This window comes from Halalkalibacter alkalisediminis (assembly GCF_028610705.1).
Classification (GTDB): domain Bacteria; phylum Bacillota; class Bacilli; order Bacillales; family Bacillaceae_D; genus Halalkalibacter; species Halalkalibacter alkalisediminis.
In genome coordinates this window covers 19023-36310 of record NZ_JAQQWT010000012.1, presented here as the reverse complement: position 1 = coordinate 36310, position 17288 = coordinate 19023, and the positions used below count along the sequence as shown (strand labels likewise).

Sequence of the window (17288 nt, the reverse complement as noted above, 5' to 3'; positions counted from 1 at the left end):
ATTAAATATATATTTAGCTGTTAGGTTACCTGACAAAAATACATACAGTTCAGAGGATCGCTGTTACGATTAATTTAACAAAAAAATTCATGTCCAGGAGGTAATAATGATGGCAAATAAGAAACTTAAGAACCCAGGAATTTTTACTTTACTGGTCCTTACCTTTACGATATTTTTTCAATAAAGCAATGACAAATAGGTGAAAGCAAGGCACACAATGGCTAACATTGTGTGCCTTTATCTATGTAAAAGAAATGTCAGTCTAATGATAGAGATAGAAGCGATATCTATTCGATAGTCCTAGTCTAGAAGAACAACTAAACGCTGTAAACAGAATTAAATTTAAAAGTGGTTTTTTAGAAATCGCGTAAATCGTGGAACTAGGTTGGTAAAACGCATTGACAAAAAAGAATAAAAATAATAAACTCCAATTGTTAACTAATTAAAAATAAAGGTTAACAATTAATCTTGATCAATTGAATAAAACATTGGATTTAAAAATATTCTCTCATAATACCTCTTATTCTTCCAATGCACAAAAAACAAAGGAGGGAGACCGTTTGCAAGGTGATCCGTTTTATAGTGTTAGGATGAGGGCTGCCAAGCATAATTCGCATGAAAATGGTGGGAAGCATATTTCAGGTGGGGAAATGATTTCAACGTACGATACGATCAAGTATGCAGTGAATGAGTTAGTGGAAAAGGCCATTACTCATTCAAGGGGTAAGCCTGATTTCTTTCAAGTACAAGTGGAATTGATTCATGAACCTATCAACCTAGTTAAACCACTTGAAGTTCAAACGAATGAAGTAGAATCAGTAGAATGCGGGCAGGCTTTAGCAAGAAGAATTTTAGAAAATTCTGGTGTCCCAAAAAGAATTGTAGAAAAAGCGTACGAGGTAATAGCTGAATGTTCTAGTATTAGGGGGGCTATATTGTTGGATATTCAAACAGGTCAGCGTTTGGACAATTGGAATGAAAAAGGTGTACGAGTGTCCAGAATGGATTGGCTTCCATCTAACTTTGAGAAGTGGGCTATTCACCAACACATACCACCAAGTTCTAGACTAAAGGAGGCACTTGTTCTTGCAACTAAGGTATGTGATCATCCTGCAACGATTGCAGAATTATGTTGGTCAGATGATCCTGACTACATTACAGGATATGTTGCTAGTAAAAAAATTGGTTATCAACGAATTACGAGATTAAAAGAATATGGTGATGAGCAAGGGTGTAGAATCTTTTTTGTTGATGGTATACAAAATGTAAGTACATATATTTCCTATCTCGAGAAACAGCCAATTTTGATTCAATGGGGGGAAGACGATGACAGAGCAATTAATTGAAAAAAGTAAAAAGTATTTATGGCTGCCTTTTACTCAAATGAAAGACTATAATGAAAACCCTTTAATCATTGAGAGTGGGAAGGGAATTAAGGTAAAAGACATTAATGGCAAGGAGTATTATGACGGATTTTCCTCCGTTTGGCTTAATGTACATGGACATAGAAAAAAAGAGCTTGATAACGCAATTAAGAAACAGCTTGATAAAATTGCACATTCGACCTTGCTTGGAATGACGAATGTGCCAGCAACAGAACTTGCAGAAAAGCTAATTGCTATAAGTCCTGAAAAATTAACTCGTGTTTTTTATTCCGATAGTGGAGCGGAAGCCATGGAAATTGCTCTTAAAATGGCCTTTCAGTATTGGAAGAATATTGGCCAACCAGAGAAACAAAAATTTATCTCGATGCGAAATGGTTATCATGGCGATACGATTGGTGCAGTAAGTATTGGAGCAATTGAGCTTTTTCATCATGTATATGGTCCATTGATGTTTGAGAGTTTTAAAGCTCCTATTCCGAACGTGTATCGTTCTTTAGAAGAGGATCCGACTCAATGTCGAGATGAATGCTTGCAAGCTCTTGAACGTTTACTTATAGACAGACACCAAGAAATAGCTGCCCTTTCAATTGAATCAATCGTCCAAGGGGCTGGTGGGATGATTGTGATGCCAGAAGGATTTTTAGCTGGTGTTCGTGAGCTTTGCACCAAATATCAAGTTTTAATGATTGTGGATGAAGTCGCAACGGGCTTCGGGCGGACGGGGAAAATGTTTGCCTGTGAACACGAGGGTGTACAACCAGACATCATGGCTGCAGGGAAGGGGATTACCGGAGGATATTTACCGATTGCTGTTACATATACAACAGAGGAAATCTATGAAGCATTTTATGATGACTACCAAACGCAAAAAACTTTTTTCCATGGTCATTCTTATACAGGAAATCAGCTTGGATGTGCAGTAGCTCTTGAGAATATCCGCTTGTTTGAAGCAGAAAAAATCGTAGAGCAGGTCGCCCAAAAAGCCGAGGAGCTGAGAGAAGTTCTTGATGATCTACAAACACTCGCTCATGTTGGCGATATTAGACAGCTTGGATTTATGTGCGGAATCGAACTTGTTCAGTCAAAGGAAACAAAAGAACCTTATCCAGTTGAAAAAAGAGTGGGCTATCAAGTGTCTTTAAAAATGAGAGAATTAGGGATGTTAACAAGGCCAATGGGCGATGTGATTGTCTTTATGCCTCCGCTTGTAAGCACAAAAACGGAGTTGGAAGAAATGGTCACTATTATGAAAGAAGCGATAAATGTAATCACAAATGGTGAGTTGTAATGAATGAATGGCTAAGCCAGCGACTAGAAAAAACGAAAGAGGCTGGTTTGTATCGGAAATTACGTACGATGAATACGGCCCCTCGTACAAAAGTGTATATAGATGATCAAAAACAAATCGTGTTTTCATCGAATAATTATTTAGGTTTAGCGACAGAACAACAATTAGTTTACGCAGCTGAAACGATCTTACATAAATTCGGCGTAGGGAGCAGTGGCTCAAGGCTGACGACAGGTAATACGGAATGGCATGAAAAGCTGGAAGAACGGATTGCAAGCTTTAAGAAAACAGAAGCATCTTTGTTATTTTCTAGTGGTTATTTAGCGAATATGGCAGTTCTTACAGCATTACCTGAAAAAGGAGACGTCCTATTTAGTGATCAATTCAATCATGCTAGTCTCATTGATGGCTGCCGGTTATCAAAGGCGGACACCATTGTCTATCGTCATATTGACATGGACGATCTCGAGGAGAAATTAAATGCAACAGCGTCTAGTCAACGACGTTTTATTGTAACAGATGGAGTCTTTAGCATGGATGGCACCATTGCGCCTCTTGACAAAATCATGGAGCTTGCTTCATCCTATCATGCTTACGTGATTGTTGACGACGCCCACGCAACAGGTGTATTGGGAGAAAAAGGGAGAGGAACAAGTGAATATTTTCATGTCTCTCCAGACGTAGTGATTGGTACTTTAAGTAAAGCGGTGGGCACTGAAGGGGGATTTGTTTCTGGTTCAAGAGTTTTAATAGATTTTCTTCTGAATCACGCCAGAACGTTTATTTTTCAAACAAGCATTCCTCCATCTAGCTGTGCAGCTTCGTATGTAGCCTTGGAGATCATTGAACAAAGCGGGGCAAAGCGCCAACAGTTGCTAGAAAAGGTAAAACAAATCAAAACCAATTTAATAGAGATGGGCTATGTCGTGAAGGGTGATCTGACACCGATCATTCCAGTCATGATGGGGGAAGCCGAAACAGCTGTTTTATTTTCTAGTAGGCTGCAGGACAAAGGCATATTTGCTCCAGCCATACGGCCACCAACTGTTCCAATTGGAGAAAGTCGCATCAGGTTAACGGTCACGGCTGATCATAGCTCAGAGGAAATCGCTTATTTGCTAAAAGTATTTAACTTAATAGGAAAGGAGCTTGGCCTTATTACATGAAGGGTGTTTTCGTAACAGGAACAGATACGGGTGTTGGAAAAACGATCATTTCTAGTGGAATTGCAGCTGTATTAAAAGAAAAAAAGATCGATGTTGGGGTATTTAAGCCTTTATTAAGTGGGATATCTCGTCATGATCCAGAAAGTGATACAAGTTTATTGAAAACGATGTCACAAACTACTTTATCCATTCAAGACATCACTCCTTTTGAATTTGAGAAACCACTCGCACCGTTTGTTGCTGGGAAATTGGAAGGAAAAGTCATTCGTATCGAAGAGGTGCTACAGCATTGGGATACCATTAGGAGGAAGCATGAATTTTTCATTGTAGAAGGAGCTGGTGGGATTTCAGTCCCACTAGGTAAAAATTTTTTAGTTAGTGACTTAATTAAAGCCTTAAAGCTTCCGATGATTATTGTTGCACGACCAAATCTTGGTACGATCAATCATACGTATCTAACGGTAAAATACGCATCAAGTTTAGGGTTAAAGATTGCAGGGATCGTGATAAATGGATTAAGTGAGCATCCAGACCTATCAGAAGAAACGAATCCAGAAATGATTGAACAATTATGTGGGATTCCTATTTTAGGGATCACACCAAGGCTTACGAATCTAACAAATGAAAGTATTACGAGAATGGTCAGAGAGCATATTGATTTGAAATCACTTTTAAATCAAATGATCATAGAGTAATTCAAATGACAGGGGAGGCGATTCAAATGAATAGCGATTCTAATCATGCGATAGAAGATCTAGAAACTGTACCATTTGCAATGAATACAAGAGTGTTTGTCGATGACCCTTATCATTTTTACGACGCACTGCGAGCTTCAAACCCCATCTCTAAGGGAACTCTATTAAAATATCCAGGTTGGTATGTAACCGGTTATGACGAGGCGGTCGCCATTTTAAAAGATTCAAGGTTCTTAACGCGTAGCCCGCTGCCTCAGACGAGGAAAAAGTATAAAAATTTAAAAACGATACAAAAAGATATGCTGCTTTTTAAGAATCCCCCGAATCATACACGTTTACGAATGCTCGTAGGTAAAGCATTTACCCCACGAGTGTTGGAACAGTATCGAACTTACATGGAAGAAACGGTTCATCAGCTACTAGATCAAGTACAGGAAAAGAAAACGATGGATGTGGTTTCAGATCTTGCATTCCCACTTGCTAGCTTTATTATAGCTAAAATAATAGGAGTACCAGAGAAAGATCGTCATCTATTTAGAATATGGGCTGTAACATTAATTGAAACGATTGACTTTACCAGGTCTATAAACACACTAGCAAATGGCGATCATATAACTGAGAGGTTAGTCGATTATTTCAAAGAGCTTATAAAAGAACGAAGACAATCCCCTAAAGTTGATTTAATTAGTATGTTAATCAATGAGAAGAATGGTGACAATTTAACGGATGACGAATTAGTATCCACATGCATTTTACTTGTCATTGCTGGCCATGAAACAACAGTAAATCTCATTAGTAATTCAGTCTATTGCTTATTAAATCATCCTAAACAATTAAAGATGCTAAAAGAAACCCCTGCTCTTATGGAAAACGCTGTCGAGGAGTTTTTACGCTATGAAAGTCCTACTCAGATGACAGCTCGTTTCGCTTCGGAAGATATAAAAATCAGTAATCATCTCATAAAAAAAGGGGAACAAGTATACTTGCTTTTGGGGGCAGTGAATCGAGATCCCAAAAAGTTCTTTAAGCCTAATCAACTAGATATCACAAGGAACCCTAATCCGCATCTTGCATTTGGCTATGGTATTCATTTTTGTTTAGGATCAACCCTTGCTCGTCTAGAAGCTCAAACTGTCCTACGAGTCTTTCTACGTCGAATACCTGACTTTCAATTTGCTAGTTCTGAGTTGAAATGGAGAAAGTTGATTGGGTTTAGAGCCTTACAAGAATTGCCTATTCATTTCAACTGATTATTCCAAGGCAAAGCAGGGTGGCAAGAATAATTTAAGGAAGAATGAATAGGTTTGGGCATTCTTTTATTGAAATCTATACATAAAGAAAAGGTGCGACGTAATGGTAGAGCACTTTACATTTAGTGTGATGGGCTCCTTTATCGTTTTTCATATTCTTTAACATTAATGAGGGCCCATCTAATTGTAATTCCTAAAAAGATATAAATGGGAAAAGAATAAATGTATTTCCAATGATATATTTCGTAGATCCCCAACCAAACAGTCAATGGTTCTAAGAGGAAAGAAAAGGTAAAAGAAGAAATTGTAGTTGCTAAAAAAAATGATTTCCAAGTATTAAAATATTGATAAACAATCATATAAATAATAGGTAAATGAAGTTTATGAATTTCAAGAATGGGCGGTACCATTGGAATTATTCTGTCAGGATATGACCATAAAACCAGTGTAGTACCAATTAAGTCTAAAATAAACGTTATCGTTCCTACCAATAGTCCAAATGTAATAATTTCAATGATTCTTTTTTTATCTAAAACGATTAACCATATGATAAAAATAAAAATGGATGTAGATAAAAGAAACCACCAATTAAATGAAAATAAGCTTTCAGTAAGCCAATAATCAAGAAGCAAGTTTCTTATTTGGATACGTAATTGGATGATTTCATCCCAACTAGGGTTTATGGTCAATAGGTTCATGGCAGATATTAGTTTAAATATATCTAGCATTTAATTAGTTCTCCCCAAAAATATAGTTTTGTTAGACTTATTATAAACTAATCCTAGGAATTTTATTATGGGACATACAGGTACTTAGCTGAATAAGGACATCGAGAGAATCAACGCTTAGATCGGTATGCGATTCTTGCTGTGAATTAAAATGTTAGCTAATGATGTATTTTTTAGTGCAGCTCTCCGCATCCATCGGTACTACATAAATCGTAAAGTGTTATTTGCAAATATTTTATAGGGAAGGCGCGCAATGGCAGTCATTGTGCGTCTTTTTACTTATAAGATTGGTTTCTGAGAAGGATAAATGGAAGGGAATAGGAGTTGGTGTATATTAACTAAGCTTTCAATCATTTTAAAACGTGCGAAGGAAAGCCACCTTTCTGAAAAATCTGTAAGAAAAAGTAACAAGGTTCAACATTTATATAAATCGTTCCTATACGATGAAACATGTATTCTAAATACCGCTTTAATATAGAGAACTTTTTTGAGGGTCCTATTCTAAATAGTGACACTCTCATAAAAGCATGGTTAGGAGAGGAACAGGATGTACAAAGACACATTAGAGAAATTGAATGAGATGGCCATAGCCAAAACACAACTATTACAGACAAGTCGAAGTAGATTTTTAATTTCAGCAGCTTTAGCAGGTGCCTACATCGGACTCGCAGTTGTTTTGAGTTTTTCACTTGGGGGTTTGTTTTCTGAATTATCACCACCGCTTGCGCCCTTGTTAGTTGGCTTATCGTTTGGAGTGGCCTTAGTATTAATTCTTTTTGCGGGTGCTGAACTATTTACGGGGAATAATATGGTGTTCACCGTTAGTACTTTGTCAGGAGTAACCACTTGGAAAGAATCGATTCAAAACTGGGCTTGGTGTTATCTCGGTAATTTCTTGGGAGCTTCACTATTTTGTATTTTAATCTTACTCTCAGGTGTTTTTTCAAACATTGCGAACGATCATTTTCTCATGGTAGTAGCCTCAAATAAAATGAGCTTAGGTACGTCAGAGTTATTCTTTCGAGGGATTTTATGTAACTGGCTTGTTTGTCTAGCGATCTGGTGTACCTTACGAACGAAAAATGATGCAGCTAAAATAATGATGATTCTATGGATCCTCTTGACTTTTATCGTTTCAGGTTATGAACATAGCATTGCTAACATGGCAATCTTAGGTTTAGCGCTGATTCATCCTAGTCCTGACTCCGTAACGTTAGCCGGTTATGTTAGCAATATATTGCCTGTCACTTTAGGGAATATCGTGGGCGGTACCATTTTTGTTGGAGGGGTATATTGGTTCATTAGCCCCGAACGAGTTAAGGAAGAAAGAAAAAAGAATGAAGTTCATGTTCGAAAGTCAGTTGTTTCAATTAAATAGATAAATAGTGTATGAGGGGAGAGAAAAAATAGATAAAGAGGTCCTAGTCCTTATTGGATGGGATCGCTGGTATTCGTACAATTGAAGAGAGTTAAAGAACAATTCTGCCCCCTAAAAAAAGTCCCTTTTAGCAGATTTGAGGAAGCAGCAATGGCTCCATACGTTGCGCGCCTGCGGATTGAGAAACCCACTCATAACAGGCTTAAGACAAAGCAACGGTTCCGCTCATTGCTTAAAGACTATTGAAAAAGGTGAAAAAAGCGTCCTTTTTCAGTGGCCTTGGCTTTAAAGCTAGGGGTCAGGATGCTTTTTCTCCAATTAAATCGGCTAAGACAACAAAACGTTTTGGAGCATTTCCAATAAAACCAAATGGATAACAGGTGATGACCGTTAAGGTGGCTTTAGGTTTAGGAACAATAACGGTTCGGTTATTTTTATCAACAATTCTTATTTTTTTAACTAGGTAAGTGAATGTTCCTGTTTTTGTTTCGACAACAAATGTATCGCCTTTTTCAATCTTTCCTAGGTGACGGAAGACCGTATCTCGATGACCAGACAAAACCATATTATTATTTTCACCAGGAAATGCTGTACGTTCCATGTGTCCAATACCTTGTTTTAATTGCTCCTCTTCTGAACCGTAGAAGATAGGAATCTTAGCTTCTAACTTTGAAATGAGAAGATGGCCGTATTGCTCTCCGTAAGCTGGTTTATACTGCTGTCTTTGAACTTCTTCAGTAGAAGCTAGTGGCTGAAATAATTGCTCTGGAGTAGACTCGTTTACTTCATGTGGGATCGATTCTACCACTGAGATTCCCTTCACGAACCAATAGGCATTCACGATGACCGTAGTTAACCCTATGAACAAGAGAAGAAGAATGACGATGGTTTGAATCGCCATTCTTCTTTTTCTTATAAAATTAAGCATTTTTCAACCCTTTGTGTCGAAAGCGAGCAAATAAAACAAGAGCTAACATGGAGAGAAATAAACCGATCAGCATGTTTTCAACGTAAGGTGAAGCTGTTTCTGGCATCTTTGCTCCGAGTGGATGCTCATGTGCTAATTGAGGCAAAATAGTCAATAATTCTCCCGCTTCTTCTATAAAAGCAGAATCAAACAAATCTTCATCAATTGACATATCTAGCAGTAAGTTTCCTTCCTCATCGTAAAATTCGATAATCAGAATGTTTCCATTTAAGGTTTCCATATCTAAAAGATCAGATAAAGAAACAGGTTCTCTTTGTCCGTTTGACTCTAAGTGAAATTTGGCAGTCATTTTAAAGGCTGCTAGCATGTCCGTAAATAAAGAGACCATTTCTTCTTTCTGTTCTTGAGTTAATGCTTTTACATCTGAAAATTCGCCTATTGCAATAATTCGTTCCTCTAAAGCTGACATATGAGCTTCTACCGTTTCTTCATCTAATTTGCTCAAGTGAAGAAATAATTTCTCAAGCTCTTCATCTGTAATCCCTAATAAAGCAAAAAAGTTTGTCACTTCCCCTAGTTCGTTATCGAAATTCATATAAAAGTGAATCGCAGATTCTAAGTCTTCAACAAAATAATAGTCTGCTGGGCTTTCTCCATATTCGGTAAGAAGAACTTCAAGATCTTCTAAAGTCATATTGAACTGATTTAAAAGTGCTTGGCGGTTCTCTGCAGTTATCGGTGTTCCAATCCAATTTTTCAGGTCTTCAAAAGTTTCAAATTCATGGATGGACATGTCGAAATAGTCCTGTAAATAATTCTCCAATTTCTCAGTTGTCCAGCCGATTGGAGAAAGATATTGATCAATTTCTTCGTTACTGATTTGGGCAAATGCTGATAGTGGAATTTGTAGAGCCATCATAATAGTAATAAGAGATGTGAAAAGTAATCTCTTCATGGATAGTTCCTCCTCGTTTGTTTATGTAACAATTGGCATATACATATATATTTCGGTAAAAAATAAAAAGTATACCAGTTGTCGTAAAGTTCTTTATGCGCAACGCTTTAAAGTAATATGGAAGAGAGGGGCCGCCTGAGTCTGGGTCTGAGAGATTTAGACGCAAAGGAAAGTGAATTTGACGCATTAATTTTCTATGCGACGCAAAATTTGAAATTTTTATTCTGAGGTGCTGATTAGCAGGTCAAAAATACTGAATAGCATAAAAGCTAGTTTTAGCTTCTCAACCTTCCAAATTTGAGATCATTTTATGTTTTCAAAATAACTTGTAACCAAATCATGTAAAGTATATAAAGCAAAATACTCATAGATAATACCACCTTTAGAAACCAGTGGTCCATCAGCTGAATCGCTATCTGCAGCGATTCTTGCTGGTTATTTGGCTAAACGTTGTGTTTGGTTGGTCTGAATGGGTAGGGGCATTTTGCATTATCGCGACGATTGTTATTCTTTCTCGTCTAGATGAGAAGGTGGATAGGGAGCAAAAGGTTAAGTCGCAGATACGACAGCACGACATTCAGATGTCTATGACGCATAAAAAGGAGGAGACGCTTGATCCGACGTCTCCTCCTTTTACCATAGATTTAAATAACTCCTTGCGCAACCATAGCATCGGCTACTTTTACGAAGCCAGCGATATTGGCACCGACAACAAGATTACCTGGAGCATCATACGTTTTTGCAGCTTCTACACTGTCTCGGTAAATATTGATCATGATGTCCTGTAATTTTGCGTCAACTTCTTCAAATGTCCAAGAAAGTCTTGAGCTGTTTTGAGCCATTTCTAGAGCTGAAACCGAAACTCCGCCTGCATTTGCCGCTTTGGCTGGTGCAAAAAGAATATCATTGTTTAGGAATACTTCAATGGCTTCTAAAGTAGAAGGCATATTAGCACCTTCCCCGATTGCTTTAACCCCGTTCGCGACGAGAACTTTGGCTGCTAATTCATCGATTTCATTTTGAGTTGCACATGGCAAAGCGATGTCACAAGGAATGGACCAAATGCCTTGGTAATCTTGATAAAATGTAGCGTGTGGGTGTTCATTTACATACTCGCTAATTCTTTTGTTTTCAACTTCTTTTAAGCGTTTCACTGTAGTGAGGTTTATGCCGTTTGGATCATACACATAACCACTTGAGTCACTACAAGCAACTACTTTGGCACCTAGTTGAATCGCTTTTTCCATCGCGTAGATCGAAACATTTCCTGAACCAGATACAACGACAGTACTTCCGTTAAAGCTTAGGTTTTTGTCTTTTAACATTTCCTCTACAAAATAAACGGTTCCGTAGCCAGTTGCTTCTTTTCTGGCCAAGCTTCCACCATAACCTAGACCTTTACCTGTTAACACGCCCGTTTCAAACCCACCGCGAATTCGTTTGTATTGGCCGAAAAGATAGCCGATTTCTCTTGCACCAACACCAATATCTCCAGCTGGTACATCAACGTCTGGTCCGATGAATTTAGAAAGCTCCGTCATAAAGCTTTGAGTAAATCGCATAATCTCAGCGTCAGACTTTCCTTTCGGATCGAAGTCAGATCCGCCTTTTCCTCCACCAATCGGTTGACCTGTCAATGAATTTTTAAAAATTTGTTCAAAGCCTAGAAACTTGATAATGCTTGCATTGACAGACGGATGAAAACGTAGGCCGCCTTTATAAGGACCAAGGGCTGAGTTGAATTGAACGCGGAAGCCGCGATTTACTTTTACATGTCCATGATCGTCCGTCCATGGAACTCTAAAGGAAATCATTCTCTCAGGCTCAACCATTCTTTCTAGAATTCCTTGATTCATGTAATGCGGATGTTTAGCAAATACGGGTACTAACGAATCAAATACTTCTCTCACCGCTTGATGAAACTCTGTTTCGTTAGCGTTGCGACTCTTTACGGTTTCAAATACCCCATTCACGTACTCTTTTGCCAAATCTGTGTTTGTTTCTGTTGGTTTATTAATAACTAACATAGTACCCTCCAAAAAGTAGAAATTTGAAAATGGAAATAAAATACAGGATTTTTCTTTGTTAAATAATTTGTTATATCGTATTTTATTATTTTTGAGTTATCAGAAACAATACAAAAAGGAGATGATATTAATGCCGAAATGAGATGGATGGATAAATGTCTCCAGTAGGGGGGGAGGGTTCATTCAGTTGTAAAGAGGCAAGAATTTTCTTTCGTGCCTCTTCTTAGGAGATCTAAAAAAGGGTGATTGATGTAAGAAAGCCTTCATTTATAAGGGCTAGTCAGCTAATTCTTGTTGAAGTAGTTTTTATTTTTGGGCTACAACGCGGTGGAATTGGTATTTCTTATTTACTTCTTCTAATTTCTTTAATAAAAGCTCTTTCGTTAAATCAGGTTTTACATACTCTTCGTACAATACTTCTTTTTGCCAGTCTTTCCAGTCTTTATTAACCAATTGTGGTCACCTCTAAATGTTTTATAGTATTTGTGGCAGGATAAATAAGCTAATGATAAAATTACTATTTGATCATAATGGCCTCTTTTTTACATAGGAAAAAGGGAGGACCCCTTACACGATAGGCTTTTTATTAACAAATATTTTTATATTAAATAGATAATAGGTCAGATGATCTCTAACGAAGTCCGGATTATTCAGATTGTTTATTTCTCTATTTAGGTGTATTTTATTACTAATAAATTATCTAATCAATATGAATAAAAGATAGAATCAATATCAGTTTGAGATGAATAGTGGGTTAGGGATGTTTTGTTAGGATAGCAAATGTTGTGATGGTGGAGAAGAAACTAGGCCAAGTGTTAAATTTCGATACGTAGAGATAGGGGGATCACATGGAAATTAGGCAATTAAGATACTTTATGGAAGTAGCTAAGCGTGAGCATATGACAGAAGCTGCAGAAGCGTTGCATGTAGCACAATCGGCTGTTAGTAGGCAAATTGGGAATCTTGAATCGGAACTTGGGGTGGCTCTGTTTATCAGGCAAGGTAGAAGAGTACGCTTAACCCCCATCGGGAGAATTTTTTTAGAAAGTGCATCTCAGGCGATGAAGATGCTTGATAACGCCACTCGAGAAGTAAAAGAGATACTCGACCCTGAGCGGGGGACGATACGGATCTCGTTCCCGATTAGTATGGCAGCTTATATTTTACCAACGGCGATATCTGCGTTTAGAGAACAGTACCCAGATGCAAAATTCCAACTCAAGCAAGCCACTTATTATGAGTTGATCGATTTAGTGTTAGATGGTGAGTATAATATGGCATTACTTGGAGCCGTTCCGATGCAAGAAGAAAATGTAGAAGGACACATTTTATTCACTGAAAGAATAGTTGCACTGTTGCCGATCAATCATCCTTTAGCTCATGAGCCGGCGTTGAAATTAACTCAATTAAAAGACGAACCGTTCATATTATTGCCAAAAGGAATGCAACTCAGGGACATGTTGGTTGATGCTTGTCTTGAGCAAGGCTTTAATCCGAAGGTAGCATTTGAGGGCGATGACGTGGATGCGCTAAAAGGCTTGGTGTCTGCGAGTTTAGGGATTTCTCTGTTACCTGAAGTGACACTTATTGATAATTTCCCGCGATCGACAGTTAAAGTGCCAATTATTGATCCGAGTGTGCTTCGGACCGTCGGGGTTATTACACCGAAAGACCGTCCGTTACTGCCAACGGAGAAGATCTTTTTTGACTTTCTGAGAGACTTTTTTAGTAAATGGTATTCAGGGAATATAGGTTAGAGGAAAAGGTGTAAGTAAAGGTATGTGTGACAAATTCAATCAAGCGGTGGTGATTTAGACACCTTTTACACATGAAGGCTAGTTTTTGATTTACCAAAGCTTCAAACATTTTGCAAAATGTTTTAGGCATATAAACGCTCCTATAAAGCAAAATACATAGTGGGATTCATCATCCTACTAAAAACATTGGGGGCTTTTAATATGACGCAACAGGATCAATTACAAGCAATACAACGTGCTGAACAAGCTGTACAACAAGCGATGCAAGTGGTTCAACAAAGCCAAGCTAGTGGGAACCAACAGGAAATGCAACAAGCTCAACAAATGGTTCAACAAGCCCAGCAACAGTTAGCGAAAGAAAACCAACAATATCAACAAGCACAACAAAATCTTCAGCAAGCCCAGCAACAAGTTCAGCAAGAAGCGCAACAAGTCCAACAGGCGCAACAAGGGGTACAGCAAGCACAATCAGTTGCACAGCAAAACAAACTCCAATAGTTTTTAAAAGAGATACTTTAAAAGCAGAGAGCCGACTAATTTAGTTGGGCTCTCTGTTTTTACATTCTAAAGCCGTCTTAATAGAGGGGAAATCATGAACTAGCGCTTGAAAAAAGTAGACAATTCAAAGTATTGGTCTTAATGGATGAAGCAACAAAAGGTGAAACTGACCGTAAATTATAAAAAAAGCCCTTAGTTGGCGTAACAACCAAGTAAGGGCTTTCGTAAATATTTATCTCCAAGTAGGTACATCCACTGCAATTTTGGGGATATCTTCTTCTTCAATATTTAACTTTAATTCTGGGATCTCCAAAAAGTTCTTGATAGCTAAAGAACAGGCGCCCATGACGCAAGCTTCTTTCCCGAATTCGGAGACGAGTAACTCTTCAAAGTGGCTGACAGAAGAGGTTAATCTGGCTTTGATTTCATTAATTGACTCAGGGTGCATTTTTAATAATTCACTGTTAAGAACGATCGTTTCAGGGTTGTACAGATTGATGATGTTATTTAGACCAATGGATAAATATTCAATGTAATCATTCATTTCCTGACTTATGATTGCGTCTGGATCATTAATCCAGTTTTGGATATCTAAGTAAGTAATGTCTGTTTTATTTTGTTTTTCAGAGAGTTGCTTAAAGAAAATCGATTCAGATGCGTACTGCTCCCAGCACCCTTTATTCCCACAATTGCAAGGTTTACCGTTAGGGACAATAATCATATGGCCCATTTCACCGGCGTAGCCATGGTAGCCTTCATACAGTTCCCCATTAATCATAATGCCAAGTCCAATCCCTGAGTATAAACTAACGCATAATAGATTTTCGCTTTCGTGGTGATTGTATACTTGTTCAGCAAAGGCACATAAATTAGCGTTATTTTTAATATGCGGAGCAATTCCAGTTTTGGCTTTAATGTCTAATTTCAAATTTTTATTATGCCAATTGTGCTGTGGGACGAAGTGAATGATTTCATCTTCTGTCACAATTCCATGAATTCCAATGACGATCCCGACGATGCCATATTGGCTGTTTGAGCACTTCTCTTGAAAGGATTGAATGTTCTCAACTAATAATTCGAGTACGTTCTCATAATCAGATGTATTTAATGAGATGGTTTCTGAAGAGAGGGGGAACCCTAGTAAATCAGACAAGGTAAAAGTAATTTGTTTATAGTCTAGATCGATGCCTAATGCGAATCCAGCTTTTCGGTTAAGTGAAAGCATGATTGGCCGTCTACCTAAATTATTATGTTCCTGTTGGGTTTCCACAATAAGTTCTTCATTTAGTAAATCTGCCACTTGAACAGATATAGTAGCTTTATTTAAACCAGTAATCTTTGATAACTCTGCCCTGGATACTAAGCCGTGTTCAATAATTTTACTAATTAAAAAGCTTCGATTTATTTTTTTGATATATGCTGCATCGCCTGTAACCATATAGACCTCCTCTTAATGAAAAACAATTGTCTAACTGATCTTCATTCTTTCCTTTAACATAAATCATTTACAGTTCAAATAAGATAAATAAAGAATACAATCATTATACATTTTTTGAGAGATATATCCTATTTAAATTAGTAAATAAAAGGTTTGCCACTATAACGAAAGGATTTAAATTAAAGATTGACTAAAAAATGTGACAGTGTTATTCTACAAGTAATTAGTTTGTTTTGTAAACAAATTAAAGTAAATCATACTAAAATTAGTTTGTTTTTCATTTAGGAATGCGGTTACAAACATTGTAACAAAATAATGACTCCAAGATAAAGAAATAACGGTTAAATGAAGGAAGATAAATAGGAGGTAAGAAAGATGAAGAGATTTTTAGATAATGATTTTCTACTTAATACAGATACGGCTCAAAAGCTTTACAACGATATAGCGAAAGACTTACCGATTCACGATTTTCATTGTCATTTAGATCCACAAGAAATATTAGAAAATAAATCCTTTAAAAATATGACTCAGGTTTGGTTAGCAGGGGACCATTATAAATGGAGAGCAATGCGTTTGAACGGAGTTAGTGAAAAATTTATTACAGGGGACTCAAGTGATTGGGGAAAATTTGAAGCTTGGGCTGATACAGTTCCAAACTTAATCGGAAATCCTTTGTACCACTGGACGCACATGGAGCTTAAAACATTCTTTCATGTTGATAAATTGTTAAGTCCAGAAACGGCTCGTGAAATCTGGGAAGAATGCAATGAAAAGTTACAACAACCAGAGTTTAAACCACGTAAATTCGTAGAAAGATCGAACGTACAATTTATCGGGACGACAGATGACCCAACCTCGATGCTTGAATACCATAAATTATTAAAAGAGGATGAGTCATTTAAGGTGACGATCGCACCGACATTCAGACCAGATGGGGCATTATTTCTTGAAAAAACCACTTTCCATGATTGGCTTGAAAAATTAGAAAAATCGTCAGGGCAATCGGTTCAAACGATTGATGATTTGCTTAACGCGATGCAACAAAGAGTAAATTACTTTGATAAAATCGGTTGTCGTGCTTCTGATCATGGTTTGTCTCAAATGGTGTTTACAGATGTAGCAAAAGAAGAAGCAGGTCGAATTTTTATCAAACGATACAGCAATGAAAAGCTCACAAATGAAGAGATTGTCAACTATCAGTCCTTTCTTCTTTTTGAACTAGGTAAGATGTATGCAGAAAAGAAGTGGGTGATGCAGTTGCACATTGGAGCTACTAGAAATAACAATACGAAGATGTTTAACCGATTAGGTGCTGATGCAGGTTTTGATTCAATTGGAGATTCTAGTATGGCTGAAGGCCTATCGCGCTTTTTAGATGCATTAGATCAAGAGAATGCATTACCTAAAACGGTGCTTTACAATTTGAATCCGCGGGATAATTATGTTTTAGCCACGATGACTGGTAACTTCTATGAGGCGGGGATTCCAGCGAAAGTTCAATTTGGATCTGCCTGGTGGTTTAATGATCATATTGATGGCATGGTGCAGCAACTGAAAGATTTAGGGAACCTCGGACTTTTAAGCCACTTTATCGGAATGCTAACTGATTCTAGAAGTCTTCTCTCTTTTGTTCGTCATGATTATTTCCGGAGAATTCTATGTAACCTCATCGGTGAGTGGGTAGAAGAAGGGAAGGCGCCAAATGATCGCCTCCTTGAGAAGATGGTACGTAATATTGGCTATGAAAATGCGGAAAGATATTTTACAAATCGTTAGAAAAGGAGTGAAGGAACTC

The 17288-nt window shown here is 37.5% G+C and carries 15 protein-coding genes; 9 read left to right on the top strand and 6 right to left on the bottom strand.

The window, feature by feature from the left end:
* Positions 1-560 precede the first annotated feature (560 nt).
* The 5 genes from bioW to PQ474_RS15765 all read left to right on the top strand — a co-directional run bounded on the left by bioW (position 561) and on the right by PQ474_RS15765 (position 5784).
* Complete coding sequence (gene bioW, locus PQ474_RS15785; protein WP_273845174.1) at positions 561-1346, top strand: 6-carboxyhexanoate--CoA ligase; 786 nt, start codon at positions 561-563, stop codon at positions 1344-1346.
* Positions 1327-2673 (top strand): adenosylmethionine--8-amino-7-oxononanoate transaminase, encoded by a 1347-nt coding sequence (gene bioA / locus PQ474_RS15780; RefSeq protein ID WP_273845171.1) that lies wholly within the window; start codon positions 1327-1329, stop codon positions 2671-2673. The genes bioW and bioA overlap by 20 nt, the downstream gene beginning before the upstream one ends.
* Positions 2673-3839, top strand: coding sequence for an 8-amino-7-oxononanoate synthase (gene bioF / locus PQ474_RS15775; protein WP_273845169.1), 1167 nt, complete (start codon positions 2673-2675; stop codon positions 3837-3839). Before bioA ends, bioF begins: the two co-directional genes overlap by 1 nt.
* Positions 3836-4534 carry a dethiobiotin synthase gene (gene bioD / locus PQ474_RS15770; RefSeq protein ID WP_273845167.1) on the top strand — a complete coding sequence of 233 codons (699 nt, stop codon included), beginning with the start codon at positions 3836-3838 and terminating at the stop codon, positions 4532-4534. The genes bioF and bioD overlap by 4 nt, the downstream gene beginning before the upstream one ends.
* Positions 4535-4614: 80 nt before the next feature.
* A complete protein-coding gene (locus PQ474_RS15765; protein ID WP_273845341.1) occupies positions 4615-5784 on the top strand; it encodes a cytochrome P450 in 1170 nt (389 codons plus the stop codon).
* 140 nt (positions 5785-5924) lie between these two features.
* On the opposite strand, the gene PQ474_RS15760 is transcribed toward PQ474_RS15765, so the two are convergent.
* Positions 5925-6512 (bottom strand): CBO0543 family protein, encoded by a 588-nt coding sequence (locus tag PQ474_RS15760; RefSeq protein ID WP_273845165.1) that lies wholly within the window; start codon positions 6510-6512, stop codon positions 5925-5927.
* 547 nt (positions 6513-7059) lie between these two features.
* On the opposite strand from PQ474_RS15760, the gene PQ474_RS15755 reads away from it, so the two are divergent.
* Positions 7060-7890, top strand: a complete 831-nt coding sequence (locus PQ474_RS15755; RefSeq protein ID WP_273845163.1) for a formate/nitrite transporter family protein — start codon at positions 7060-7062, stop codon at positions 7888-7890.
* Between the two features lie 298 nt (positions 7891-8188).
* Here the strand turns inward: PQ474_RS15755 and PQ474_RS15750 are convergent, their stop codons facing one another.
* From PQ474_RS15750 to PQ474_RS15730, 4 genes are all read right to left on the bottom strand, one after another.
* Entirely contained in the window at positions 8189-8818 is a 630-nt protein-coding gene (locus PQ474_RS15750; protein ID WP_273845160.1) for a class D sortase, read from the bottom strand.
* Positions 8811-9773 (bottom strand): processed acidic surface protein, encoded by a 963-nt coding sequence (locus PQ474_RS15745; RefSeq protein WP_273845155.1) that lies wholly within the window; start codon positions 9771-9773, stop codon positions 8811-8813. The genes PQ474_RS15750 and PQ474_RS15745 overlap by 8 nt, the downstream gene beginning before the upstream one ends.
* A 644-nt stretch (positions 9774-10417) precedes the next feature.
* Positions 10418-11800, bottom strand: a complete 1383-nt coding sequence (gene gdhA, locus PQ474_RS15735; RefSeq protein WP_273845153.1) for an NADP-specific glutamate dehydrogenase — start codon at positions 11798-11800, stop codon at positions 10418-10420.
* A 306-nt stretch (positions 11801-12106) separates the two neighbouring features.
* Entirely contained in the window at positions 12107-12253 is a 147-nt protein-coding gene (locus PQ474_RS15730) for a hypothetical protein (RefSeq protein ID WP_273845149.1), read from the bottom strand.
* Between the two features lie 395 nt (positions 12254-12648).
* Here PQ474_RS15730 and gltC point away from each other — a divergent pair, with 395 nt between their 5' ends.
* Together gltC and PQ474_RS15720 are read left to right on the top strand one after the other, a co-directional pair.
* The gene (gene gltC, locus PQ474_RS15725; RefSeq protein WP_273845147.1) at positions 12649-13557 is read left to right on the top strand and encodes a glutamate biosynthesis transcriptional regulator GltC; all 909 of its coding nucleotides are present in this window, start codon (positions 12649-12651) and stop codon (positions 13555-13557) included.
* A 201-nt stretch (positions 13558-13758) separates the two neighbouring features.
* On the top strand, positions 13759-14055 hold the full coding sequence (locus PQ474_RS15720; protein WP_273845146.1) for a hypothetical protein: 297 nt from the start codon (positions 13759-13761) through the stop codon (positions 14053-14055).
* 232 nt (positions 14056-14287) lie between these two features.
* On the opposite strand, the gene PQ474_RS15715 is transcribed toward PQ474_RS15720, so the two are convergent.
* Positions 14288-15493 carry an ROK family transcriptional regulator gene (locus tag PQ474_RS15715; protein WP_273845144.1) on the bottom strand — a complete coding sequence of 402 codons (1206 nt, stop codon included), beginning with the start codon at positions 15491-15493 and terminating at the stop codon, positions 14288-14290.
* A gap of 375 nt (positions 15494-15868) precedes the next feature.
* Here PQ474_RS15715 and uxaC point away from each other — a divergent pair, with 375 nt between their 5' ends.
* Positions 15869-17269, top strand: coding sequence for a glucuronate isomerase (gene uxaC / locus PQ474_RS15710; protein ID WP_273845142.1), 1401 nt, complete (start codon positions 15869-15871; stop codon positions 17267-17269).
* The last annotated feature ends 19 nt before the right edge of the window (positions 17270-17288 follow it).

Excerpts from the sequence above, each read along its gene's own strand:
- bioA (WP_273845171.1), top strand. The coding sequence starts at position 1,327 with ATGACAGAGCAATTAATTGAAAAAAGTAAAAAGTATTTATGGCTGCCT.
- bioF (WP_273845169.1), top strand. The coding sequence starts at position 2,673 with ATGAATGAATGGCTAAGCCAGCGACTAGAAAAAACGAAAGAGGCTGGT.
- bioD (WP_273845167.1), top strand. The coding sequence starts at position 3,836 with ATGAAGGGTGTTTTCGTAACAGGAACAGATACGGGTGTTGGAAAAACG.
- PQ474_RS15765 (WP_273845341.1), top strand. The coding sequence starts at position 4,615 with ATGAATACAAGAGTGTTTGTCGATGACCCTTATCATTTTTACGACGCA.
- PQ474_RS15760 (WP_273845165.1), bottom strand. The coding sequence starts at position 6,512 with ATGCTAGATATATTTAAACTAATATCTGCCATGAACCTATTGACCATA.
- PQ474_RS15755 (WP_273845163.1), top strand. The coding sequence starts at position 7,060 with ATGTACAAAGACACATTAGAGAAATTGAATGAGATGGCCATAGCCAAA.
- PQ474_RS15750 (WP_273845160.1), bottom strand. The coding sequence starts at position 8,818 with ATGCTTAATTTTATAAGAAAAAGAAGAATGGCGATTCAAACCATCGTC.
- PQ474_RS15745 (WP_273845155.1), bottom strand. The coding sequence starts at position 9,773 with ATGAAGAGATTACTTTTCACATCTCTTATTACTATTATGATGGCTCTA.
- gdhA (WP_273845153.1), bottom strand. The coding sequence starts at position 11,800 with ATGTTAGTTATTAATAAACCAACAGAAACAAACACAGATTTGGCAAAA.
- gltC (WP_273845147.1), top strand. The coding sequence starts at position 12,649 with ATGGAAATTAGGCAATTAAGATACTTTATGGAAGTAGCTAAGCGTGAG.
- PQ474_RS15720 (WP_273845146.1), top strand. The coding sequence starts at position 13,759 with ATGACGCAACAGGATCAATTACAAGCAATACAACGTGCTGAACAAGCT.
- PQ474_RS15715 (WP_273845144.1), bottom strand. The coding sequence starts at position 15,493 with ATGGTTACAGGCGATGCAGCATATATCAAAAAAATAAATCGAAGCTTT.
- uxaC (WP_273845142.1), top strand. The coding sequence starts at position 15,869 with ATGAAGAGATTTTTAGATAATGATTTTCTACTTAATACAGATACGGCT.